Source organism: Pseudoduganella albidiflava (assembly GCF_004322755.1).
Taxonomy (GTDB): Bacteria; Pseudomonadota; Gammaproteobacteria; order Burkholderiales; family Burkholderiaceae_D; genus Rugamonas; species Rugamonas albidiflava.
Genome location: NZ_CP036401.1, coordinates 6,407,528 through 6,429,734 on the forward strand (window position 1 = coordinate 6,407,528; position 22,207 = coordinate 6,429,734).

Below are 22,207 nucleotides of genomic sequence, written 5' to 3' on the forward strand. Positions count from 1 at the left end.
GGAAGTGGCGGGGCCGGCACCGCCGGCCCATTCAGGCGCTGTGCAGTTCCATGGTCGCCTGCGCCATCTTGCCGGCGACGGCGAGGGGAATCACGTCCAGGCTCTTGCGGATCGCTTCATCGATCAGCAATTGCTCTTCGCGGCGCGGGCGGTGCAGCACGAAATCGGCCACGTTCTGCGCCAGGTTCAGCGTGCGCGGGTGGCCGATGCCGATGCGCAGCCGCCAGTAATCCTGCGTGCCGAGGGCGGCGGTGATGTCCTTCAGGCCGTTGTGGCCGCCGGAAGAGCCGCCCTTCTTCAGCTTGGCCACGCCGGGCGGCAGGTCGAGTTCGTCATGCACGACGAGGATCTCGTCGGGATTGATCTTGAAGAAGCGCGCCAGGCCGCCCACCGACTGGCCGGAGCGGTTCATGTACGTCTGCGGTTCCAGCAGCCACACCTCGCTGCCGCCGATCGACGTCTTCCCCGCCAGCGCATTGAAGCGGCTCTCGCGCTGCAGGCGGCCATTGGCGAGGTTGTCGACCAGCCAGAAGCCGGCATTGTGGCGGGTTTGCTCGTATTCGGGGCCGGGGTTGCCGAGGCCGACGATCAGGCGGATGGTCATGGCGCGCTGGAGAATGGAAAAGGCGGATTATCGCGGAGATCGCCGCTAAACGGAAATATTTCCAGGAACCGGGGTCAGACCCCATTTTCAGGAAATATTTCCTGAAATCGGGGTCTGACCCCGGTTCTGGGAAACAAAGCGGCAAATCCGGAGAAGACCGGTCGGTCCGCCGCAGCGGTCCGACACCGACCGCAACTGCTGTCGAAGCATCAAAAATCACTCATCAAGAGGCAGGACTGACCCCGGTTCCCGGAAATACAGGCGAAAAAAAACCCGCCGGAGCGGGTTTTTCTCGATGCCGAAGAAGATTACTTCTTTTCTTCGGTCGCGGCAGCGTCGGCGGACACTTGGCCAGCCGGTACCGATGCGGTAGCGATGGTCAGGTCGGAACCGTGGGTGACCAGGGTCACGCCTTCTGGCAGCGACAGGTTCGATGCGTGCAGCGAGGTGCCGACGTCCATGTTCGTCAGGTCGACGGTGATGAACTCAGGCAGCTTGCCCGGCAGGCAGGACACTTCGATTTCGTTGGTCACGTGGCTGATGGTCGCGCCGTGCAGTTTCACTGCCGGGGAGACTTCAGCGTTTTCGAAGTGCAGTGCCACCTTGACGTGCACCGGCTGGTTTGCGTCGACGCGCTGGAAGTCAGCGTGCAGGACCAGTTGCTTGTATGCGTGCATCTGGAAGTCGCGCAGCAGCACTTGCTGCACTTTGCCGTCGATTTCCAGGTCCAGCACGGCGCCGTGGAAGGCTTCCTTCTTCAGCGCGTGGTACAGCGCGTTGTGGTCCAGGGCGATCGTCACCGGGGCTTCGGTGCCGCCGTAGATGATGCCAGGGGTCTGGCCGGAATTACGCAGGCGGCGGCTCGCACCCGTGCCCTGCAGTTCGCGTTTGAATGCAACAACTTTCATTTGATACTCCAAAAAGAGCCGGGGTTCGTCACCCCGTTGTTATGGAGCTTCCCGCGACCAGGAAACTCCGGAAACCGGCAACGGTCGATCACCGCCGCCGGATAAAACTTCGGCGGCGCCGCTGGAAATCAGCGACGCCGCCTCGAATCGGATGCTTCGCCGAAAAAATCAGTCGACGAACAGGGAGATCACGGAATCGCCCTTGATGATGCGCTTGAACGTTTCAGCCAGCAGCGGGGCGCAGGTCAGCTGGCGGATCTTGCCGCAAGCCTTGCCGGCGTCGGACAGCGGGATCGTGTCCGTCACCACCAGTTCGTCCAGCGACGAATTGGTGATGCGCTCGATCGCCGGGCCGGACAGCACCGGGTGCGTGCAATACGCGATGACTTTCTTGGCGCCGCGTTCCTTCAGCACTTCGGCGGCTTTCACCAGCGTGCCGGCGGTGTCGACCATGTCGTCCATGATCACGCAGTTGCGGCCTTCCACGTCGCCGATGATGTTCATCACTTCGGAAACGTTGGCTTTCGGACGGCGCTTGTCGATGATCGCCAGGTCGCAGCCGAGGCGCTTGGCCAGCGCACGGGCACGCACCACGCCGCCGACGTCGGGCGACACCACCAGCAGGTCCTGGTGATCCTTCTTCTGCAGGTCGCCCAGCAGGATCGGCGAAGCGTAGATGTTATCGACGGGGATATCGAAGAAACCCTGGATCTGGTCGGCGTGCAGGTCCATGATCAGGACGCGCTCGACACCGGCTTCTTCCAGCATGTTGGCAACCACCTTGGCCGAGATCGCGACGCGGGCGGAACGCGGGCGGCGGTCCTGGCGGGCGTAACCAAAGTAAGGGATGGCGGCCGTGATGCGGCCAGCGGATGCGCGTTTCAGGGCATCGACCATCAGGATCAGTTCCATCAGGCTGTCGTTGGTGGGCGCGCAGGTCGACTGCAGCACGAAGACGTCTTTACCGCGGACGTTTTCGTTAATTTCGACCATTACTTCGCCGTCCGAGAATTTCGAAACGACCGCTTTGCCGAGAGGGATGCCGAGATTTTTCGCGACCCCTTCTGCCAACGCAGGATTAGCGTTGCCGGTAAAAACCATCAGGTTTTCATAAGCCATGGGAGTCCCAGGAAGGTAAGCTTTGACTTGAAATACCACCGATAAACACACAGGAAATCGGCGTCGGAATAAAAAAGCCCCGGCTGAGCAGGGGCATTTTTTTTATTTTCTAGGCTGTCCAGGCTACGCACCTTACGAACCCGCGCTGCGCTGCGCTTCGACAGACTTGAAGAATTGGTGGCAGGGGAACAAGGATTCGAACCTTGGTATGCCGGAATCAAAATCCGGTGCCTTAACCAGCTTGGCGATTCCCCTACGCTTGACTGACTGTGTTCCGTCAGATGGCGAGCATTATACTAGCAAAACGACGTAACACCAAATCTTTTTACGCTTCGCAACTTTCACACCGTTCAAAGTGCCAGCGGGTGCCTGCCCAGCGCCTTTGCTTTCCACCCCTTCCAGGTGGCTGGTGCCTGTCGATGAAATTCATCGAGCACCGCATCGGCTTGTTCTTCGCTGTAAAACGCGCAGAACACGCATGCACCGGAGCCAGTCATCCTGGCATCGCCGTGAGCCCCCAGCCATTCCACCGCCTCGGCTACCGGCGGGAACAAGCGGGTGGCCACTTGTTGCAAATCGTTTTTCCCGAACTGTCGCAGCTCACTGCTCTGAACCGCGTAGTGCCTGGAAAAGTCCGAGATTATGACGGCGGCTGTGTTCCTTGTCAAATGCTCCGACGTAAAAATGTGTGCAGTCGGCACTTGCACGCCCGGTTCGATGACGACATACCAACAGTCCGGTCCCGCGACGGCTTGCAGCGCCTCGCCCACGCCTTCCGCGAACGCCGTTTCGCCGAAGATGAAGAACGGGATGTCGGCGCCCAGCGGCAGGCCGAGGTCCATCAGCTCCTGTTTCGACAGCCCGGCCTTCCACAGCCGGTTCAGCGCCAGCAGCGTGGTGGCGGCATCGGACGAGCCGCCGCCCAGCCCGCCGCCCATCGGCAGGATCTTGTGGAGCGCGATGTCAACGCCCGGCGGTGGCGTGCCCGTGCGGCGCAAGACTTCCGCCTGCAGCACGCGGGCGGCGCGAATGACCAGGTCCTGCTCTTCCGGCACGCCGGGAATCTCGGTCACGCGGCGGATTTGCCCGTCGCCGCGCAGCGTGAAGTCCAGCGTATCGCAGCGGTCGATCATCTGGAACACCGTCTGCAGCAGGTGGTAGCCGTCCGGACGGCGGCCCGTCACGTGCAGGAACAGGTTCAGCTTGGCCGGTGCCGGGCAGGCCAGCAGGCGATCGTCGTCGCGGCCCGTCATGGCGCGGCGGCTCCGTCGACCACGATGCGGATGTCGATGTTCTCGATGTCGCCGGTGGCGCCCCGGCGGGCATCGATGCGGCGCGGCCTGGGCGGCGCCGCGCCCTCCTGCCACGACACGAATTCCAGTTCCCAGCCATCGTGCGTGGTCACTTTCGGCTGCGCCGGGCTGGCCGCGAAGCGCTGGCCATCGGCCGCCACCGCGTAGCCTTGCAGCCAGTCGCGCAGGCCGGACACGGGCAGCGGCCAGCCGAGCACCTGCGCCGTCAGCGTGTCGACATCGCTGGCCGTGCGCGGCGGGTTGTTGCCTTCCTTGAGGGTGACCGCGCCGGGCGTGACGGCGATGGTGGCAATGGTCTGCCCCAGCGGCGAGGCCAGCGTCACATCGGTGCGCGCCTCGCTCTGGCGCCAGGCGAACTTGCCGGAAATGGATTCCTGCTTGCCGGCGCGCAGGTAGTTGACGGACAGGCGGCCATCGAGTTCGACCTTGCTGGCATACGGCGCCACGGCGGCCGTGGACAGCGCGGCCGGCGGTGCGCTGGCACAGCCGGCCAGCAGCCCGGCCGCGCAGGCCAGGATGGCGCAAGGAATGCCGATGCGAGTGGAAATGCGGGTGGAAAGGCGGGCCTTGCTCATGCGGTCCTTGTTCTTCGTTGGTTATTCGTTGATTATTCGTTGGTTGATCAAGCGGGCATTGAAGCCGGTGCCGGGATCCCGCAAGGATTCCGGCACCGTTTTTTATCACAGACTGGTGTTCAGCCGCGCCAGCGTATCGCGCAGCGCGTCGCTGCCCGGGTCCTTGGCGCGCGCTGCGCGCCACAGCTTCTGCGCCTCGTCGCGCTTGCCGCGCTGCCACAGCACTTCGCCCAGGTGCACCGCGATCTCGGCATCGCTGCGCAGCGCATAGGCACGGCGCAGCGTGGCTTCCGCTTCGTCCAGCCGGCCCTGGCGGAACTGCACCCAGCCCATCGAATCCATGATGTAGGGATCGTTCGGCGCCATCTTCAGGGCCTTGTCGATCAGCGCATGCGCTTCGTCGAGGCGCACGCCGCGCTCGGCCAGCGAGTAGCCGAGCGCATTGTAGGCGTGGTGGTTGTCCGGCACGGCGGCCATCACCTTGCGCAGCGCCGCTTCCATTTCCTCGGGCTTGTCCTGCTTTTCGGCGGCCAGCGCGAAGTCGTACAGCAGGTCCGGGCTGTCCGGGAAGCGCTGCACGGCATCGGCCAGCAGCATGTAGGCTTCGCCGTTGCGGCCGGCATCGCGCAGCAGCTGGCCCTCCGTCTGCAGCACCTCGGCCTGCTCGGCGGGATCGACGGCGGCGATCTCGTGCAGCATGGTGCGGGCCCGTTCCAGCTCGCCCTTCTTCGCGGTGAGGTGCGCGCGCTTCAGGCGCGACGTCATGTACAGCCGCGGGTCGTCGCTGCTCACCTTGTCCAGCCAGCCCAGCGCGCCGTCGAAATCGCCCCGCTCCTCGGCGATTTGCGCCAGCAGCATCAGCCCTTTCGACGGGTCGCGCTCCGGATCGTCGCTGTCGCCCAGCACGGCCACGAAACGGCGCAGGTAGTCTTCCGCGCCCTTCTGGTCGCTGGCCTGGATCGACATGATGCCCAAGGCGTACAGCGTGCCGGGATTGTCCGGTTCATCCTTCAGCATCCGTTCGAACTGGGCGCGCGCCGCGTCGTAGCGCTTCTGCTCCACCAGCAGGCGCGCGTACGCCGAGCGCACCTCGCGCGCGTTCGGGTTCTTCTTCAGGAAGCCGGCGAACAGCTGGCCGGCCGCGTCGGCATCGCCCATCACCTGCGCCAGCGTGAGCGCCGACAGTTCGGAATCGGGCTTCAGTTCCAGCGCGCGCTTCGCCTCGGCCATCGCGCGGTCGCGATTCTCGGCCGCGTAGGCGGCCTGGGCCAGCACCAGGTGGCTTTCCATCGTGGCGCCGTAGGGTGCCAGCACGCGTTCCATCAGCGCGAACGCCGCGGCCTTGTCCTTCGCCCGCAGCAGGTACTGCTGCATCTGGAACATGACGAGGCCGCGCGCCTCGGCCGGTGTGGCGCCCAGGCGCTGCGCGAAGACCTGCTCGGACTCGGACAGGTCGTCGCCCAGCACGGAAAAGCCCAGGAAATACTGCACCGCCTCATCGGAATCGGGCGCCAGTTCGCGCCACAGGCGGATTGCCGCCAGCGCCTCGTTGCCCTGCTTGGCGGCCAGCGCCATCTCGGCCGACCGGCGCGCCAGCCGCGGGTCGCGGGTCTGCTGCGCCAGCACCATCATCGACACATAGGCGCTTTGCCACTGGCCCCGCTTGAAATCCAGTTCGGCCTTGGTGAGCTTGTAGAACAGGTCGCTGGTCAGCTCGACGGCGGGCAGCTTTTCCTCGTGCTGCAGGGTAGCGGCGATGGCGTCCGCGCCCGGGTCCTCGGACTCCGCAGCCACTGTGGGAGACGCTGCCGGCGCGGCGGCGGCTTCGCCGACTGCCTGTTTTTGTGGCGCAACAGCGCACGCGGACAGCAGGGCCGAGAGGGTTACAATGGCGAGTGCGTATTTCAAGGCTTGCATCCAGGTCGGGTCAAACCCTGATTCTACGCCCAACCATCGCCGGCACGGCTTCGCTGCTGTAACGCGCAGGCATGGTGCATTGCCGGCCTTGTTTCCCTCGGTAATATGGGCTGTGATACACGGGCTGTGATGCACAAGCTGGAATGCAGGCCCGGTACGAGCCCCGGTACGGCTCGCGGCACCACCGTACAACTTGCAGCACACATTTTCCATCGTCCGATCCGCCATCAGCCTTATGCCAGAATTACCGGAAGTTGAAGTCACCCGGCGCGGCGTCGCGCCCCACATCGAAGGCCGCGCCGTGCGCGAGGTGGTGCTGCGCCGGGCCGGCCTGCGCTGGCCCTTCCCCGCCGCCCTGCCGGAAATCCTGGCCGACCGCACGGTGACGACGACGGGGCGCCGCGGCAAGTACCTGCTGGTGGAATTCGAACACGGCACGCTGATCATCCACCTGGGCATGAGCGGCCACCTGCGCGTGCTGCCGCCGGGCGTGCCGGCGCAGAAGCACGACCACATCGACATCGTGGTGGAAGGCCCGCAGGGGCAGCAGGTGCTGCGCATGACGGACCCGCGCCGCTTCGGCGCCGTGCTGTGGCATCCGAACGAGGAAGGCGAGCTCGATTCGCACCTGCTGCTGCGCGGCCTGGGCGTGGAGCCGCTCGGCCCGGAATTCACCGGCGAACTGCTGTACCGGAAGACGCGCGGCCGCACGGTCGCCGTGAAGTCGGCCCTGCTGGCCGGCGACATCGTGGTCGGTGTCGGCAATATCTACTGTTCCGAAAGCCTGTTCCGCGCCGGGATCAACCCGAAGACGCCGGCCGGCCGCATCGGCCTGGCGCGCTACGAGAAGCTGGCGCAGGCGATCCGCGACGTGCTGGCCGAGGCGATCGTCCAGGGCGGCAGCACGCTGCGCGACTTCATCGCGGTGAATGGCCAGTCCGGCTATTTCCAGAACACGTATTTCGTGTACGACCGGGCGGGCCTGCCGTGCCGCGTGTGCGGCGCCCCGATCCGGCAGATCAAGCAGGGGCAGCGCTCCACCTTCTATTGTGTCAGTTGCCAAAAATGAGTTGTCAAAAGTGAAGCGAAACCAGCCATGATGCGCGACCTCGAACAGTACAGTGCCTGGCGCCAGGGCGTGGCGGCGGCGCTGCGCGCCTACCGCGACGGCGCGCAGGCGGCCGACCTGCTCGATGCCGCCACCGCCCAGCGCATCGCCCGCACGCTGGCCCGGCTGACGGACGACAAGCTGTCGGTCGCCTTCGTCGCCGAGTTCTCGCGCGGCAAATCGGAGCTGATCAACGCGATCTTCTTCGCCGACTACGGGCAGCGCATCCTGCCGTCGGCGGCCGGCCGCACCACCATGTGCCCCACCGAGCTGCTGTACGATCCCGCCCAGCCAGCCTCGATCCGGCTGCTGCCGATCGAGACCCGGGCCGCCAACCTCTCCACCAGCGATTACCGCGACGACCCGCGCGCATGGACCGTGCTGCCGCTGAACGTGGACGCGGCCGCCGACATGCACGAGGCGTTCCGCCAGGTCAGCCAGACCCGCGCCGTGCCGGTGGACGAAGCGCGCCGCTATGGCCTGTACGACCCGGACGATCCCGACCTGGCGGCCACGGTGAACGAGGAAGGCATGGTGGAAATTTCGCGCTGGCGCCATGCGATCATCAATTTCCCGCATCCGCTCCTGAAGCAGGGCCTGGTGATCCTGGACACGCCGGGCCTGAACGCGATCGGCACCGAGCCGGAGCTGACGCTGAACCTGATCCCCAGCGCCCATGCCGTGCTGTTCATCCTGGCCGCCGATACGGGCGTGACGAAGAGCGATATCGAAGTCTGGCGCGAGCACATCGGCGCCGGCGCGGGCCGGATGGTCGTGCTGAACAAGATCGACGGCATGTGGGACCCGCTGCGCTCGGAAGCCGAAGTCGATGGCGAGATCGCGCGCCAGCGGGCACACGCGGCGCAGCTCCTGGCCGTCGACGAGCGCCAGGTGTTTCCGGTCTCGGCGCACAAGGCGCTCGTGGCGAAGATCACGGGCGACGACGCGCTGCTGGAACGCAGCCGCGTGGGCCGGCTGGAACAGGCGCTGTTCGACGAGCTGATCCCGGCCAAGCGGGACATCGTGCGGCGGCGCCTGGCCGAGGACCTGGGCGCGCTGAACGGCGCACAGGGCGCCATGCTGGCCGCGAAGCAGCGCGGCATCGCCGAACAGCTGCATGAACTGAACAGCCTGCGCGGCAAGAACCAGAACGTGATCGCCCACATGGTGCGCCGCGTCGATGCCGAGAAAAAGGAATTCGACGCCAGCCTGTTCCGCATGCAGGCGGCGCGCACCGCGTTCACGCGCCTGTCGACGGAGCTGTACGGCACGCTGGGCATGGACGTGCTGCGCGACCACGTGCTGCAGGCACGCGAGGCGATGGCGCGCAGCCACTGGTCGGCCGGCCTGCGCGAGGCGGTGCGCCTGTTCTTCGACAGCGTGCAGGCGGAGCTGGAGGAATCGGACCGCAAGGCCGTGGAAATCCGCACCACGATGGAAGGCGTGTACCGGCAGTTCTCCGCCGAGCATGGCGTGGCGCTGCCGCCACCGCCGCCCTTCGGCCTGGCGAAGTACCGCGCGCAGGTATCGGACATCGAAGCGCTGTACCAGAAGCAGTTCGGCGCCGCCGCGCTGCTGACCACCAGCCGCACCGTGCTGATGGAGCGCTTCTTCGACACCATCGCGTCGCAGGTCAAGCGCTGCTTCAAGGCGGCCAACGCGGAATGCGAGAGCTGGCTGAAGGTGATCATGGGACCGCTGGAGGCGCAGGTCCGGCAGCACCGCGAACAGCTGAAGGGCCGCCAGGCGTCGATCGGGCGCATCCACGACGCGGCCGACACGCTGGAACAGAAAATCGAAGCCTTCGAGCGCACGCAGGCGGCGCTGGAACGGCAGAAGGCAGGGCTGGCCGCGCTGGCCGACGCGATCGCGGCCGCCATCGACACGGAACCGCCCTACTAGGCTGGATTGGAAAGACGAATTTGCAGTACGACGACCCCACTTTTTCGGCCGCGCTGATCGCGTGGCAGCAGCAGCACGGCCGGCATACGCTGCCGTGGCAAAACACCCGCGATGCCTACCGCATCTGGCTTTCCGAGATCATGCTGCAGCAGACGCAGGTGGCCGCGGTGCTCGGCTATTACGCCCGTTTCCTGGAGCGCTTCCCCACCGTGCACGACCTGGCCGCCGCGCCGGTCGAAGACGTGATGGCGCAATGGAGCGGCCTGGGTTACTACACGCGCGCCCGCAACCTGCACAAGTGCGCACAGCGCGTGGTGGCGGAATACGGCGGCGTGTTCCCGGCCGACCCGGCGCTGCTGGCCGAACTGCCCGGCATCGGCCGCTCCACGGCTGCGGCGATCGCCGCGTTCTCCGGCGGCGCGCGCGCCGCGATCATGGATGGCAACGTCAAGCGCGTGTTTGCCCGCGTGTTCGGCATCGACACCTTCCCCGGCGAACGCAGGACGGAAGAAGCGATGTGGCGGCGCGCCGAAGCGCTCCTGCCCGCCCAGGGCATCGAATCGTACACGCAGGGCCTGATGGACATGGGTGCCACGCTGTGCACCCGCAGCAGCCCGGATTGCGCGCGCTGCCCGATGCAGGCGCGCTGCGTGGCCTTTGCCACCGGCCGCACCAGGGAACTCCCGGTGCGCAAGCCGAAGAAGGCCACGCCGGAAAAGCACACGACCATGCTGCTCGTCGTGCATGGCGGCCAGGTGCTGCTGGAGCAGCGGCCCGGTGCCGGCATCTGGGGCGGCCTGCTGTCGCTGCCCGAGGTGAACGGCCATGTCGCCGCGGACGACGATGCCCTGCCCGAGGTCGACGACGATGCGGTGGCCAGCGCGCTGCTGCCGTTCGGCGTGGCGGAATCGCGCGAACGCCTGAACACGGTCACGCACGTGTTCACCCATTACCGGCTGCAGATCGTGCCCGTGCTGGTCACGCTGGCCCAGCGCGCGCCGCTGGCGGCGGATGGCCGTTACGTATGGCTGGATGCGGGGCGGCTTGCGGACGCGGCGCTGCCGGCGCCGGTGAAGAAACTGCTGGTGGAGTTGCTGGGGTCGAATGCGCAGGCGCGGATGTTCTGATGCCGTGCCGCCGGTGCGGCGGATGAGATCAAGGTCTTAATGCTTGAGCTTCGTGCGGGAGCTTGATGCATCGGCTCACTGCATGGGCTCATTGCATGGGCTCAGTACATGGGCTCAGTACATGGGCTTATTGCATGGGCTTGTTGCATGGGCTTGTTGCATGGGCTTATTGCATGGGCTTGCTGCTTGAGATCAGTGCCCGGGCTTGCTGCATGGGCCTGGTGCATGGACTCACTGCATGAGTTTGCCGATTGAAAAAACCAGCGCGACGAGGGCAACGGACGTGCCGAAATACCAGCGCACCAGCCGGTTCTCGATGCCTGCCATGCCGCTTTCGATGCGCGACAGGCGATCCTGGACGCGCGACTCCAGCTTGACGAGATCTTCCTTGGTAGCATAATTCGAGCCGATCACGGCCACATCGCGCTCGACCGCGGCGAAACGGCGCTCGCTGCCGTTCGTTGCGCAATGCGCCGACGTGGCACGCTGCGCATTGGATTGGGAAACATTCGAGCCTTCTTCCATGACGGGTTCCTCGTTCATCATGCTTTCTCCAGGAGTGTTTCTCAGCGTTGTCCATGGAAGACAAAAGGTCAAGCGGATCAGCGCTCCAGCCCGATACGAATCACAGCTCCTCCAGCGAATACAGTTTCCGGTGCACATGGATCGCATAGCGGTCCGTCATGCCGGCGATATAGTCGGCAATGCGGCGGGCCTGCCTGGTGGCGTCACCGGACGGTTCGCGGTAGTCCGGCGGCAGCAGCAGCGGATCGGCCGTGAACGCGTCGTACAGCTCGCGCACCATGCGGCTGGCCTTCAGCCGCATCCGGTTCACCTTGTAGTGGCGGTACAGGTTCTCGCGCAGGAAGCGCTTCAGCTCCGTCGCATCCTTGCGCATCGGGTCGGAAAAGCGGATCAGCGGCGGCGCGGCGCGCACCTCGTCGATGCTTTGCGGGTTCGCCTCGGCGATGCGCTCCAGCGAGGTGGCGATCAGGTCATCCGCCAGCGCCGTGATCAGCCGGCGCAGCGTTTCATAGATGGCGCGGCGGCCGGTCAGGCCCGGGTACTTGTCCTGCACTTCGCGCCACAGCCGGGCAAAGAAATCCACCTGTTCCAGTTGCGCGATCGTGATCAGGCCGGAGCGCAGGCCATCGTCGATGTCATGGCTGTTGTAGGCGATCTCGTCGGCCAGGTTGGTCAGCTGCGCTTCCAGCGACGGTTGTGTCCTGTCGAGGAAGCGCTGGGCCACTTCGCCCAGCTGCCGGGCGTTCGTGGCCGAGCAGTGCTTGAGGATGCCCTCGCGCGTCTCGAACATCAGGTTCAGGCCATCGAACGCGCCGTACTGCTCTTCCAGGTGGTCGACCACGCGCAGGCTTTGCAGGTTGTGCTCGAAGCCGCCGTGCTCCTTCATGCATTCGTTCAGCACGTCCTGCCCGACATGGCCGAACGGCGTGTGGCCCAGGTCGTGGGCCAGCGCGATCGCCTCCACCAGGTCTTCGTTCAGCCGCAGGTTGCGCGCCAGCGAACGGCCCACCTGCGCCACTTCCAGGCTGTGCGTGAGCCGCGTGCGGAACAGGTCGCCCTCGTGGTTCAGGAACACCTGGGTCTTGTATTCGAGCCGGCGGAACGCCGTGCTGTGGATGATGCGGTCGCGGTCGCGCTGGAACTGGCTGCGCGAGGCGTGCGCCGTTTCGGCATAGCGGCGCCCGCGCCCCTTGTCCGAATGCGCGGCGTAGGGAGCGAGCGCTTCTTCCATGCCTACTCCACGCAGGCCGCGAGAGTGGCCAGCAGCGCCTCGTGCGGCGCCGTCGTCACGATGGCCGTGCCCAGCGGCTTGATGAGGATGAACTTGATGGCGCCGCCCTCGTTCTTCTTGTCGACTTCCATCAGCTCCAGCCAGCGGTCGATGCCCAGGTCCGGCGCCTTGACGGGCAGGCCGGCCGCGGCGACCACGCTGCGGATGCGTTCCACCGTGTGCGCATCGATGTAGCCCAGCCGGTGCGACAGGTCGGCCGCCATCACCATGCCGCAGCCGACGGCTTCGCCGTGCAGCCAGGCGCCGTAGCCCATGCCCGCCTCGATGGCGTGGCCGAAGGTGTGGCCGAAGTTCAGGATCGCGCGCAGGCCGCCTTCGCGCTCGTCCTGGCGCACCACGTCCGCCTTGATTTCGCAGGAGCGGGCGATCGCGTAGGCCAGCGCCGCGCGGTCGCGTGCCACCAGCTTGCCGATATTGGCTTCGATCCAGTCGAAGAACGGCTCGTCGATGATCGGACCATACTTGATCACCTCGGCCAGGCCGGCGGCCAGCTCGCGCTGCGGCAGCGTTTCCAGCGTGGAGGTGTCGGCCAGCACCACCTTCGGCTGGTAGAACGCGCCGATCATGTTCTTGCCGAGCGGGTGGTTGATGCCGGTCTTGCCGCCCACCGAGGAATCGACCTGCGACAGCAGCGTGGTGGGCACCTGGATGAAGTCCACGCCGCGCATGTACGACGCGGCGGCATAGCCGGTCAGGTCGCCGATGACGCCGCCGCCGAGTGCCACCAGCGTGGTCTTGCGGTCGCACTTGTTGGCCAGCAGCGTATCGAAGATCCGCATCAGGCTGGCCCAGTTCTTGTGCTCCTCGCCGTCATCCAGCACCACGGAAATCACTTCCTTGCCCGCCGCGGCCAGCGGGGCGGCCAGGCGCTCCAGGTACAGCGGCGCGACGGTGGTGTTGGTGATGATCGCGACCTTGCGGCCGCCGACGTGGCGCGCCAGCATGGCGCTGTCGTCGAGCACGGCCGGGCCGATCGAGATCGGGTAGCTGCGCTCGCCGAGGTCCACGTTCAGGAGGATATTGGTCTGTTCGTTCATGGAAGCCTGTGCCTGCGTAATACAGTTGGGCGCATCCTGGCAAGCCAGGGCGTCCAGCTGGTTGATGATGATCTGGACCATCGATTGTACGTTAGGCCGGCCGGTATCGACGACGATGCGCGCCATCTCCAGGTACAGCGGCTCGCGCTGGGCCAGCAACTCCTCGAGTTTCTTGCGCGGATCGGCTGTTTGCAGCAGCGGCCGGTTCTTGTCGTGGCCCGTGCGGGCAAGGATGCTGGTGATGCTGGCGCGCAGGTAGATCACGGTGCCGTGTTCGCGCAGCAGCGCGCGCGATTCGGGATTGAGGATGGCGCCCCCGCCGGTGGCGAGCACGATGCCCTGCTGGCCGCACAGGTCGCGGATCACTTCCGCCTCGCGGCGCCGGAAGCTGGCTTCCCCTTCGATCTCGAAGATCCACGGGATCGTGGCGCCGGTGCGTTCCTCGATCTCGTGATCGGAATCGACGAAGCGCATGCCCAGTTTGCGGGCGAGCAGGCGACCGATCGTGGTCTTGCCCGCCCCCATCAGTCCTACCAAAAATACATTTTGCATCGCGGATCAGATTAGTGCATATCGCACCATTGTAATCCGAGTGGCAAGACTTGCCTCCACGCGATGCCCCGTCAAAACCGGTGACAGGCTCCGATTTCGAACAAAACCGGTGACAGGCTCCGATTTCGAAAACTTTCGAACGTAATCGGAGCCTGTCACCGGTTTTCAGGGGACGTTGCAAAAAAAATGGAGCCTGTCACCGTTTTTCAGGAAACATTGACGCAAAACTGGTGAGGGGCTCCGGTTTCGAAACACTTTCCAACGTAATCGGAGCCTGTCACCGTTTTTCAGGAAACATTGCAAGACGATTGTAGCCAGTGGCCGGCTTTTTGTGGATCAGCGGGCGGAGACCTTGTCGGCCACGATCTTCGGCGTGATGAACACCAGCAGCTCGGTCTTTTCGCTGGTGCGGCTGGTGGTCTTGAACAGGTGGCCGAGCACGGGCACGTCGCCCAGCAGCGGCACTTTCGACACGTTGTTGCGCTCGGTCTGCTGGTAGATGCCGCCCAGCACGACGGTACCGCCGTTTTCCACCATCACCTGGGTTTTCACGTGCTTGGTGTCGATCGCGAAGCCGGCGCGGGTTTCGGCGCCCACGCTGTCCTTGTTGACGTCGACGTCGATGACGACGTTGCCGTCCGGGGTGATCTGCGGGATCACTTCCAGGCGCAGGTTGGCCTTGCGGAACACGATCGACGTGGCGCCGCTGCTGGTCGCCACCTGGTAGGGCAGCTCCAGGCCCTGCTCGATGGTGGCCACCGACTTGTCGGCCGTGACCACGCGCGGGCTGGAGATGATCTTGCCGGTGCCGTCCGCTTCCAGCGCCGACAGTTCCAGGTTCAGGAAGCGGTTCGCGGCCGAGTTGAACAGGCTCACGGCCAGGCTGCCCGCCGCCACGCCGTTGATCGGCGCCGCCGGCAGGTTGATGAACTGCGTGTTGCTGAAGTCGTCGGCCGAACCGGACGGCTCCACCTGCCCGGTCAGCCGGCCGGCACCCGTCATGTTGCCGGATACGAAGGCGTGGTTGCCGCCGTTGGTGCCCTTGAAGTCGGCGAAGCCCAGCTTGGCGCCCAGGTTGCGCGTGAAGCCATCGTTGGCTTCGACGATGCGCGCCTCGATCAGCACCTGCCGGCTGGCGATGTCGGTCTTGGAAATGAGCTTGCGCACTTCTTCCAGGCGGGACGGGATGTCCGTCACGAACAGCTGGTTGGTACGCGGTTCGATGATGGCGCTGCCGCGGCGCGACAGGATGCGGTTCTTCGCATCGCTGGCGCCGTCGAGGCCGAACACCATCTTGAACGCCTCGGCCTTCTGGTAGTTGAGCTGGAAGATTTCCGACTTCAGCGGCTCCAGGTCGGCGATCTGGGCACGCTGCTCCAGCTCCAGCTTTTCCTTGGTCAGCAGCTCTTCCTTCGGCGCTATCCAGATCACGTTGCCGTTCTTGCGCATGTCCAGGCCCTTGGCCTGCAGGATCACGTCCAGCGCCTGGTCCCACGGCACTTCCTTCAGGTGCAGCGTCAGGCTGCCCGTCACGCTGTCGGAAGAGACGATGTTCAGGCCCGAGATGTCGGCCACCGCCTGCAGCGCGGCACGCACTTCGATGTTCTGGAAGTTGAACGACACCTTCTCGCCGCGATAACCCTGGGTGCCCTGCACCAGCTTGTTCGGGTCTTCCTTGATCGGCTTCACTTCGATCACCAGCTGCGTGTCGCTCTGGTACACGTTCTGTTCCCACAGGCCGGTAGCTTCCACCTGCAGGCGCACGTTCTCGCCTTGCGGCGCGGTGGTCACGCGGGTGACCGGCGTGCCGAAGTCGGTCACGTCCAGCCGGCGGCGCAGCGTCTCCGGCAGGCCGGTCTTCAGGAAATCGACGGTGACGCCCTTCGGGTTCTGCTTCACGTCGACCGCCACGGTGTTGTTCGGCAGGTCGACGACGATGCGGCCCTCGCCGCCAGTACCGCGGCGGAAATCGACGGCGCGCAGCCCGGGCTTGCCGGCCGCCTTCGGGGCCACCGGGACCACCGGGGCAGCCGCGGGCACCCCGCGCGCATCGAGCGCCGTGGCGACACCACCCGAGCCATCGATGGTCAGGATCACGTTCTTGCCGTCCACCGCCGTGGCGTAGTTCAGCGCGCGCTTCAGGTTGAACACGAGGCGCGAACGGTCGCCCGCCTGCACCGCGTTCACGCTGCGCAGGTCGCCCACCTCGATGTCCTGCGCGGTCTTGCCGGTGGCGTTGCTGGTCTTGCCGAAATCGAGCGCGATGCGCGGCGGGTTCGCGGTCGCGAAGCTCACCGGTGCCGCGGCGGGCGCGTGGCCGAGGGCGATCTTCACGATCACGTTTGCGCCCTGCCGGCTGGCGGTCACGGATTCGATCGCATTGCCGGCTTGCGCGCGGGCCGGCATGCTGGCGCCCACGCAGGTCAGTGCGAGCGCCAGGGCGGCGCCGAAGCGGCGCATGGTGTCCATTGCGATCATGGGGAGATCTCCTTGCTTTCCTGCAGTTCCAACGTGGCGATGCGCTCGACCCATTCGCCGCTCGCATCCTGTACCGTTTCCTTCACGTTCACGGCGCTTTCCGACACCGACGTGACGATGCCGTAGTTCTGGCCCAGCCGCTGTCCGGCCTGCACCTGGTAGACGGTGCGGTCGATCTGCAGCAGGGCGAGCACCGAGCGGCCCTTCTTCATCATGCCGACCATGCGCATCGTGTCGAGCGGGAAGCCCTCGAGCGGTTCCTTGCGCCGGCTGGTATCCGGCGCCACGCCGGTGCCCGGGCGGGCGGCGGCGCGGTCGGTCAGCAGCTTGTTCGGATCGAACGGATCCGGCGAGCCCGCCGACGCGTAGGCGAACGGCATGAACGTCTTCGGCTCGGCCAGCGGCTTGACGGCCACGCGGGTCGTCGCGTCCACTTCCTTCATCCACTGGCGCACTTCCTGTTCGTCGCGGTCGCCGCAGCCTGCCAGGAACGCGAGCAACAGCAGCGCGGCGGGAAGCCTTGCCTGTTTCATCATCGGCGTCATTTCCTGCCACCCTTCTTCTTCTCTTCGGCCGCCTTCTTCTGCGCGGCCACTTCATCCTGGTCGAGGTAGCGGAAGGTCTTGGCGACCGCGTTCAGCGTCAGCGTGCCATCCTTGTTCGTGACCAGTTCCATGTTGTTCAGCGTGACGATGCGGGGCAGGTTCGCCATGTCGCCGGCGAATGCGCCCAGGTCGTGGTAGCCGCCGGTCACCTTGATATCGATCGGCAGCTCGGCGTAGTAATCGCGCGCCACCACCTGGCCGGGCTTGAACAGCTCGAACTGCAGGCCCCGGCCAACGCCGGCCTGGTTGATGTCCGACAGCAGCGCCGCCATCTCGGCCTTGCTGGGCAGCTGCTTCTCGAGGCGCACCACGTACTGGTCCACCTGTGCCTTCTGGGCCGTCAGCGCATCGAGGTTGATCGCCTGCGCCGTCTTCAGCCGGTACTTGTCGCGCAGCTGCTGTTCCTGGGCGGCACCCGCCTCCTGTTCCTCGAACTGGCTGCTCCAGTAGCCGAAGTAGCCCAGCACCAGCATGCCGATCACCACGCCGATGCCGCACAGGATGCGCGGCGCCAGCGGCCACTGGCCGGGATGCACGCCGTTCAGGCCCTGGAATTGCGCGGCCAGCGATTCGGCCAGGCGCCGCTTTTCGACTACCTTGTCGATTCCCTTGCCGGCCGCCTTGCCGCCTGCCCTGTCGTTTCCCTTGTCGAATACCTTTGCGATTGCCATGTCAGCCTGCCTTCGCGGCGGCCGGCGTGCCGGTCCCGCCGTCTGCTTCGTTACCGTCCGCGTCGTTGCCTTCCTTGTCGTTGGCATCCCCCTGGCGAGGGCGCTTGATGCCGACCACGAGCGAGAATTCGACGACCTTGCGCGGGTTCTTCGCCTGGCCGATCACGCCCGCCTTCACCTCGATCAGGTCCGGCCGTTCCAGCCACGGCGATGCGCTGGACAGGTTGCGCAGCAGTTCGGACACGCGCTCCTGCGATTGCGCGTAACCGTCGACCGTCACGCGCTGGCCATCCTGGCGGAAGCCTTTGAGGTAAACGCCTTCCGGTGTCTGCCGCACCAGCTCGTCGAGCAGGTAGACCGGCTGGTTGCGGTCGCCCTGCAGGTCTTCCACCGCCTGCTGGCGCGCCTTCAGCGCCTCGATTTCCTGCTTGAGGGTGGCGATGCGGGCGATCTTGCCGTCCAGCGCCGTGATCGCCGTCTGCAGGACCGCGTTGCGCTGTTCCTGCACCGCGATGGCGCGCGCGTTGTAGCCGCCCACCAGCAGCACGATGCCGACGCCGATCAGCGCCGACAGCACCAGCAGCGCGACGAACGCCGCCTTGCGCTGCTTGCGCTTTTCTTCACGGTGGGGCAGCAGGTTGATGCGGACCATCAGCCGAACCTCCTCAGGGCGAGGCCGCAGGCGACCAGGTAGGCCGGCCCGTCGGCGCGCAATTGCTGCTCGCGCACGCCGGGCGCCAGCGCCATGCCGTGGAACGGCGAGACCACCGCGCTGGCGATGCGCGTGCGGCTGGCCACGATGTCCAGCAGGCCGGGCAGCATCGCGCAGCCGCCGGCCAGGAAGATCTGGTCGATCTTCGTGTAGGGGGTGGAGGTGAAGAAGAACTGGATCGCGCGCGTGACTTCCAGCGCGGCCGATTCCAGGAAGGGCTGCAGCATGTCGGCCGCGTAGTTGCCCGGCACGTCGCTGCCTTGCGCGCCGCCCGGCGGCATGCTCCATGTCTTCTTGCGCGCCTCGGCTTCGTCGAAGGCCAGGCCGTAGGCACGCACGATGTCCTGCGTCAGCGAATTGCCGCCGAACGGCTTTTCGCTTTCCCAGACCGTGACGCCGTCGACCAGTACCGACACATGGGTAATCGACGCGCCCATCTGGAACAGCGCGATCACCTGCCCCGCGGCCGCGCCGGGCATCTGCGCCGCCACGCGGGTTACCGCGGCGCGCGCGGCATACGATTCGATATCCATCACGGAAGCCTTCAGGCCGGATGCCTCGGCCACGGCGACGCGGTCCTCGATCTTTTCGCGGCGGGCCGCGGCCAGCATCACTTCGATGTCGTCCTGCGAGCTGCCCACCGGGCCGATGACGTCGAAGTCCAGGCTCACGTCGTCGAGCGCGAAGGGGATGTACTGGCTGGCTTCGGACTCGACCTGCACTTCCAGCTGTTCCTCGGAGAGGCCGGCGGGCAGCACGATCTTTTTCGTGATGACGGCGGCCGGCGGCATGCCCAGCGCCACGTGGCGCGCCCGCGTGCCGCTTTTCTTCAGCAGGCGGCGCACCGCGTCGACCACCTGGTCCAGGTTTTCGATGTTGCCGTCGGCCACCGCGCCGCGCGGCAGCGCCTCGGCCGCGCAGCGCTCGACACGCATGCCTTCCTTGCCGGCTTCGGCCAGTTCGACCAGGCGCACGCCGGAGCTGCTGATGTCGAGCCCGACGAGCGGTGGCGCGGCGCCGCCGAACAGCGTCTTCCAGTCTGGCATCATCGATGCATTCCCTGCCCGGCACGGCGGGGAACCGCTCCGGAATAATTAGTAAAAAGTGAAAAATCCGTTTGAAAACCGTCGCTTACGTGAAAAATTCCGGACGGCAAGATGGATGCTAGCAATTCCGCAGGGCAACTGTAAAGGTATTTCCGCTAGGCACATTTACTTTCATGTGCGCGGGAAGCCACACTCTGGCGCCGATACGTGGCCAGGCCGACAAGACAGTTGGCGGCTTGTTCACTGCCGCGCCGGGCTAGCGCGCCAGCGGAAGCGGCTCGCTTATAATGCCTGCACAAAATTTCAAAGGTTTTCCCTGCATGACTCCTCCGAACAACGCTTCCAACAAGGCCAAGTCGAAGTCCCCGAAGAACCTGCTGCTGATGGCGCTCGGTTCCGTGGTGGGGCTGGTACTGGTCCTGGTGCTGCTCGTCGTGTTCGGGCTGGCGCTGGCTTACCCCAGCCTGCCCTCGCTCGATACGCTGACCGATTACCGCCCCAAGATGCCGCTGCGGATTTATTCGGCCGACAACGTGCTGATCGGCGAATTCGGCGAGGAACGCCGCAACCTGGTGCGCTTCAAGGACATCCCGGACGTGATGAAGAAATCCGTGCTGGCGATCGAGGACGACCGCTTCTACGAGCACGGCGGCGTCGATTACCTGGGCATCCTGCGCGCGGCATTCCACAATGCCACCGGCGGCGCGCGCCAGGGCGCCTCGACGATCACGCAGCAGGTCGCGCGCAACTTCTTCCTTTCCAGCGAACAGACCCTCAAGCGCAAGGCCTATGAAGCGCTGCTGGCCTGGAAGATCGAGCAGAACCTGACGAAGGACCAGATCCTCGAGGTCTACATGAACCAGATCTACCTGGGCCAGCGGGCCTATGGCTTCGCGTCGGCGGCGCAGATCTACTTCGGCAAGGACCTGCGCGACATCTCGATCGCCGAAGCGGCCATGCTGGCCGGCCTGCCGAAGGCGCCCTCCGCCTACAACCCGGTGGTGAACCCGAAGCGCGCCCGGACGCGCCAGCAATACATCCTGCAGCGCATGGCAAGCCTGGGCTACATCACGCCGGCGCAGTACGAAGAGGCGAAGAACGAACAGCTGAAGGTGAAGACCGACAGCAGCGAATTCGGCGTGCATGCCGAATACGTGGCCGAGATGGCGCGCCAGCTCGTCTACGAACAGTTCAAGGAAGACACCTATACGCGCGGCCTGAACGTGTTCACCACGATCACCAAGGCCGACCAGGATGCCGCCTACCTCGCGCTGCGCAAGGGCGTGATGGATTACGAGCGCCGCCACCCGTACCGCGGGCCGGAAGCCTACGTGGACCTGCCGAAGAACCGCGCCGAAGCCGACGAGGTGATCGAGACCGAACTGGCCGAGCACCCGGACAGCGACGATATCGTGGCCGCCATGGTGCTGTCGGCATCGCCGGCGAAAGTGACGGCGATGACCGCCTCGGGCGAGGAAATCACCATCACCGGCGCCGGGCTGGCGATGGGCAAGGCATGGCTGTCCGACAAGGCCGCGCCGAACCGCCGCATCCGCCGTGGCGCCGTGATCCGCGTGATGCAGGAGGAGAAGGACTGGCAGATCACGCAGATGCCGGAAATCGAATCGGCCTTCGTGGCCGCCAGCACCGAGGATGGCGCGATCAAGGCGATGGTGGGCGGCTTCGACTACAACCGCAACAAGTTCAACCACGTGACGCAGGCATGGCGCCAGCCGGGTTCCTCGTTCAAGCCGTTCATCTATGCCGCCTCGCTGGAGCGCGGCCTGTCGCCGGCCACCATCATCAACGATGCGCCGATTTCCTTCGACGCCGGGCAGACCGGCGGCCAGGCATGGGAACCGAAGAACTACGACGGCCGCTACGAAGGCCCGATGACGATGCGGCGCGGCCTGACGAAGTCCAAGAACATGGTGTCGATCCGCATCCTGCACAGGATCGGCGCGAAATATGGCCAGGAATTCACCACGCGCTTCGGTTTCGAAGCGGACAAGAACCCGCCCTACCTGACCCTGGCGCTGGGCGCCGGCGCCGTGACGCCGCTGCAGATGGCCGGCGCCTATGCCGTGTTCGCGAATGGCGGCTACAAGGTGACGCCTTACCTGATCTCGAAAGTCACCGATGCCAACGGCCGCATCCTGTCGCAGGCCGCGCCCGACCGCGCCGGCGTGGAAGGCAACCGCGTGATCGACGAGCGCAACGCGTTCCTGATGGATTCGATGCTGCGCGACGTGGCGCGCTATGGCACCGCCGCCAAGGCCCAGCAGATCCTCAAGCGCCCGGACCTGGCCGGCAAGACCGGCACGACCAACGACTCGATCGACGCCTGGTTCGCCGGCTACCAGTCGAAGCTGGTGGGCATCGCCTGGATCGGCTACGACCAGCCGAAGAACCTGGGCAACCGTGAAACGGGCGGCGGCCTGGCGCTGCCGATCTGGATCGGCTACATGCAGAAGGCGCTGAAGACCATCCCGGTCGAGGAACGGCCGGTGCCGGACGGGATCGTGATGGCCAATGGCGATTACTACTATGCCGAGAACCCGCCGGGCGTCGGCGTCGAAAGCCTGGAAGGCGCCACGCGCGGCACGCCGGAAGAGGAAAAGGCGCGCGACGCCGTCAAGAACGAGCTGTTCTAGAACCGGCAGCCGCGGCCGATGCTGGTGCCGGACATTCGGGCATGACTGCCCGGATGTCCGGCA

18 protein-coding genes and 1 tRNA gene are annotated in these 22,207 nt (G+C 65.6%); 4 read left to right on the plus strand and 15 right to left on the minus strand.

Annotated elements, in window-relative coordinates; translation table 11 throughout:
* Positions 1-31: 31 nt before the first annotated feature.
* From pth to EYF70_RS26535, 7 genes are all read right to left on the minus strand, one after another.
* Positions 32-604, minus strand: a complete 573-nt coding sequence (gene pth, locus EYF70_RS26505) for an aminoacyl-tRNA hydrolase (RefSeq protein ID WP_131148061.1) — start codon at positions 602-604, stop codon at positions 32-34.
* Positions 605-912: 308 nt separating this feature from the next.
* Positions 913-1,512, minus strand: coding sequence for a 50S ribosomal protein L25/general stress protein Ctc (locus EYF70_RS26510; protein ID WP_131148062.1), 600 nt, complete (start codon positions 1,510-1,512; stop codon positions 913-915).
* A 168-nt stretch (positions 1,513-1,680) separates the two neighbouring features.
* On the minus strand, positions 1,681-2,631 hold the full coding sequence (locus tag EYF70_RS26515) for a ribose-phosphate pyrophosphokinase (protein ID WP_131148063.1): 951 nt from the start codon (positions 2,629-2,631) through the stop codon (positions 1,681-1,683).
* A 178-nt stretch (positions 2,632-2,809) separates the two neighbouring features.
* Positions 2,810-2,886 (minus strand) — tRNA-Gln (locus EYF70_RS26520).
* A 95-nt stretch (positions 2,887-2,981) separates the two neighbouring features.
* A complete protein-coding gene (ispE, locus tag EYF70_RS26525; protein ID WP_131148064.1) occupies positions 2,982-3,884 on the minus strand; it encodes a 4-(cytidine 5'-diphospho)-2-C-methyl-D-erythritol kinase in 903 nt (300 codons plus the stop codon).
* Positions 3,881-4,519, minus strand: coding sequence for a lipoprotein insertase outer membrane protein LolB (gene lolB / locus EYF70_RS26530; RefSeq protein ID WP_131148065.1), 639 nt, complete (start codon positions 4,517-4,519; stop codon positions 3,881-3,883). The genes ispE and lolB overlap by 4 nt, the downstream gene beginning before the upstream one ends.
* Positions 4,520-4,624: 105 nt before the next feature.
* Positions 4,625-6,313 carry a tetratricopeptide repeat protein gene (locus EYF70_RS26535; protein ID WP_307722082.1) on the minus strand — a complete coding sequence of 563 codons (1,689 nt, stop codon included), beginning with the start codon at positions 6,311-6,313 and terminating at the stop codon, positions 4,625-4,627.
* A 358-nt stretch (positions 6,314-6,671) separates the two neighbouring features.
* Between EYF70_RS26535 and mutM the strand changes: the two genes are divergently transcribed.
* From mutM to mutY, 3 genes are read left to right on the plus strand one after another with little or no spacing between them, the layout of a single operon-like run.
* Positions 6,672-7,505, plus strand: coding sequence for a bifunctional DNA-formamidopyrimidine glycosylase/DNA-(apurinic or apyrimidinic site) lyase (mutM, locus tag EYF70_RS26540; RefSeq protein WP_131148067.1), 834 nt, complete (start codon positions 6,672-6,674; stop codon positions 7,503-7,505).
* 27 nt (positions 7,506-7,532) lie between these two features.
* A complete protein-coding gene (locus tag EYF70_RS26545; protein ID WP_131148068.1) occupies positions 7,533-9,446 on the plus strand; it encodes a dynamin family protein in 1,914 nt (637 codons plus the stop codon).
* 20 nt (positions 9,447-9,466) lie between these two features.
* Entirely contained in the window at positions 9,467-10,573 is a 1,107-nt protein-coding gene (mutY, locus tag EYF70_RS26550; protein ID WP_229420575.1) for an A/G-specific adenine glycosylase, read from the plus strand.
* Between the two features lie 231 nt (positions 10,574-10,804).
* Here mutY and EYF70_RS26555 read toward each other — a convergent pair whose 3' ends face one another.
* The 8 genes from EYF70_RS26555 to EYF70_RS26590 form a co-directional block, all read right to left on the minus strand.
* A complete protein-coding gene (locus tag EYF70_RS26555; RefSeq protein ID WP_131148069.1) occupies positions 10,805-11,119 on the minus strand; it encodes a hypothetical protein in 315 nt (104 codons plus the stop codon).
* 79 nt (positions 11,120-11,198) lie between these two features.
* Positions 11,199-12,329, minus strand: a complete 1,131-nt coding sequence (locus tag EYF70_RS26560; RefSeq protein ID WP_131148070.1) for a deoxyguanosinetriphosphate triphosphohydrolase — start codon at positions 12,327-12,329, stop codon at positions 11,199-11,201.
* 2 nt (positions 12,330-12,331) lie between these two features.
* Entirely contained in the window at positions 12,332-13,951 is a 1,620-nt protein-coding gene (gene aroKB, locus EYF70_RS26565; protein ID WP_307722151.1) for a bifunctional shikimate kinase/3-dehydroquinate synthase AroKB, read from the minus strand.
* A 363-nt stretch (positions 13,952-14,314) separates the two neighbouring features.
* On the minus strand, positions 14,315-16,447 hold the full coding sequence (locus tag EYF70_RS26570) for a type IV pilus secretin PilQ (protein ID WP_131149365.1): 2,133 nt from the start codon (positions 16,445-16,447) through the stop codon (positions 14,315-14,317).
* A gap of 5 nt (positions 16,448-16,452) precedes the next feature.
* Entirely contained in the window at positions 16,453-16,992 is a 540-nt protein-coding gene (locus EYF70_RS26575) for a pilus assembly protein PilP (protein ID WP_307722083.1), read from the minus strand.
* A gap of 5 nt (positions 16,993-16,997) precedes the next feature.
* Entirely contained in the window at positions 16,998-17,732 is a 735-nt protein-coding gene (locus tag EYF70_RS26580) for a type IV pilus inner membrane component PilO (protein ID WP_131148072.1), read from the minus strand.
* Position 17,733: 1 nt separating this feature from the next.
* A complete protein-coding gene (locus EYF70_RS26585; RefSeq protein ID WP_131148073.1) occupies positions 17,734-18,384 on the minus strand; it encodes a PilN domain-containing protein in 651 nt (216 codons plus the stop codon).
* Entirely contained in the window at positions 18,384-19,490 is a 1,107-nt protein-coding gene (locus EYF70_RS26590) for a pilus assembly protein PilM (protein ID WP_131149367.1), read from the minus strand. The genes EYF70_RS26585 and EYF70_RS26590 overlap by 1 nt, the downstream gene beginning before the upstream one ends.
* Before the next feature lie 383 nt (positions 19,491-19,873).
* Between EYF70_RS26590 and EYF70_RS26595 the strand changes: the two genes are divergently transcribed.
* Positions 19,874-22,144 (plus strand): penicillin-binding protein 1A, encoded by a 2,271-nt coding sequence (locus tag EYF70_RS26595; protein ID WP_174800460.1) that lies wholly within the window; start codon positions 19,874-19,876, stop codon positions 22,142-22,144.
* Positions 22,145-22,207: the final 63 nt, after the last annotated feature.

What these genes read in the sequence shown, in the direction of transcription:
- EYF70_RS26590 (WP_131149367.1), bottom strand. Translation starts at nt 19,490, where the DNA reads ATGCCAGACTGGAAGACGCTGTTCGGCGGCGCCGCGCCACCGCTCGTC.
- EYF70_RS26560 (WP_131148070.1), bottom strand. Translation starts at nt 12,329, where the DNA reads ATGGAAGAAGCGCTCGCTCCCTACGCCGCGCATTCGGACAAGGGGCGC.
- EYF70_RS26570 (WP_131149365.1), bottom strand. Translation starts at nt 16,447, where the DNA reads ATGGACACCATGCGCCGCTTCGGCGCCGCCCTGGCGCTCGCACTGACC.
- EYF70_RS26585 (WP_131148073.1), bottom strand. Translation starts at nt 18,384, where the DNA reads ATGGTCCGCATCAACCTGCTGCCCCACCGTGAAGAAAAGCGCAAGCAG.
- EYF70_RS26510 (WP_131148062.1), bottom strand. Translation starts at nt 1,512, where the DNA reads ATGAAAGTTGTTGCATTCAAACGCGAACTGCAGGGCACGGGTGCGAGC.
- EYF70_RS26580 (WP_131148072.1), bottom strand. Translation starts at nt 17,732, where the DNA reads ATGGCAATCGCAAAGGTATTCGACAAGGGAAACGACAGGGCAGGCGGC.
- mutM (WP_131148067.1), top strand. Translation starts at nt 6,672, where the DNA reads ATGCCAGAATTACCGGAAGTTGAAGTCACCCGGCGCGGCGTCGCGCCC.
- EYF70_RS26575 (WP_307722083.1), bottom strand. Translation starts at nt 16,992, where the DNA reads ATGATGAAACAGGCAAGGCTTCCCGCCGCGCTGCTGTTGCTCGCGTTC.
- EYF70_RS26515 (WP_131148063.1), bottom strand. Translation starts at nt 2,631, where the DNA reads ATGGCTTATGAAAACCTGATGGTTTTTACCGGCAACGCTAATCCTGCG.
- ispE (WP_131148064.1), bottom strand. Translation starts at nt 3,884, where the DNA reads ATGACGGGCCGCGACGACGATCGCCTGCTGGCCTGCCCGGCACCGGCC.
- EYF70_RS26595 (WP_174800460.1), top strand. Translation starts at nt 19,874, where the DNA reads ATGGCGCTCGGTTCCGTGGTGGGGCTGGTACTGGTCCTGGTGCTGCTC.
- lolB (WP_131148065.1), bottom strand. Translation starts at nt 4,519, where the DNA reads ATGAGCAAGGCCCGCCTTTCCACCCGCATTTCCACTCGCATCGGCATT.
- aroKB (WP_307722151.1), bottom strand. Translation starts at nt 13,951, where the DNA reads ATGGGGGCGGGCAAGACCACGATCGGTCGCCTGCTCGCCCGCAAACTG.
- EYF70_RS26555 (WP_131148069.1), bottom strand. Translation starts at nt 11,119, where the DNA reads ATGATGAACGAGGAACCCGTCATGGAAGAAGGCTCGAATGTTTCCCAA.
- pth (WP_131148061.1), bottom strand. Translation starts at nt 604, where the DNA reads ATGACCATCCGCCTGATCGTCGGCCTCGGCAACCCCGGCCCCGAATAC.
- EYF70_RS26545 (WP_131148068.1), top strand. Translation starts at nt 7,533, where the DNA reads ATGATGCGCGACCTCGAACAGTACAGTGCCTGGCGCCAGGGCGTGGCG.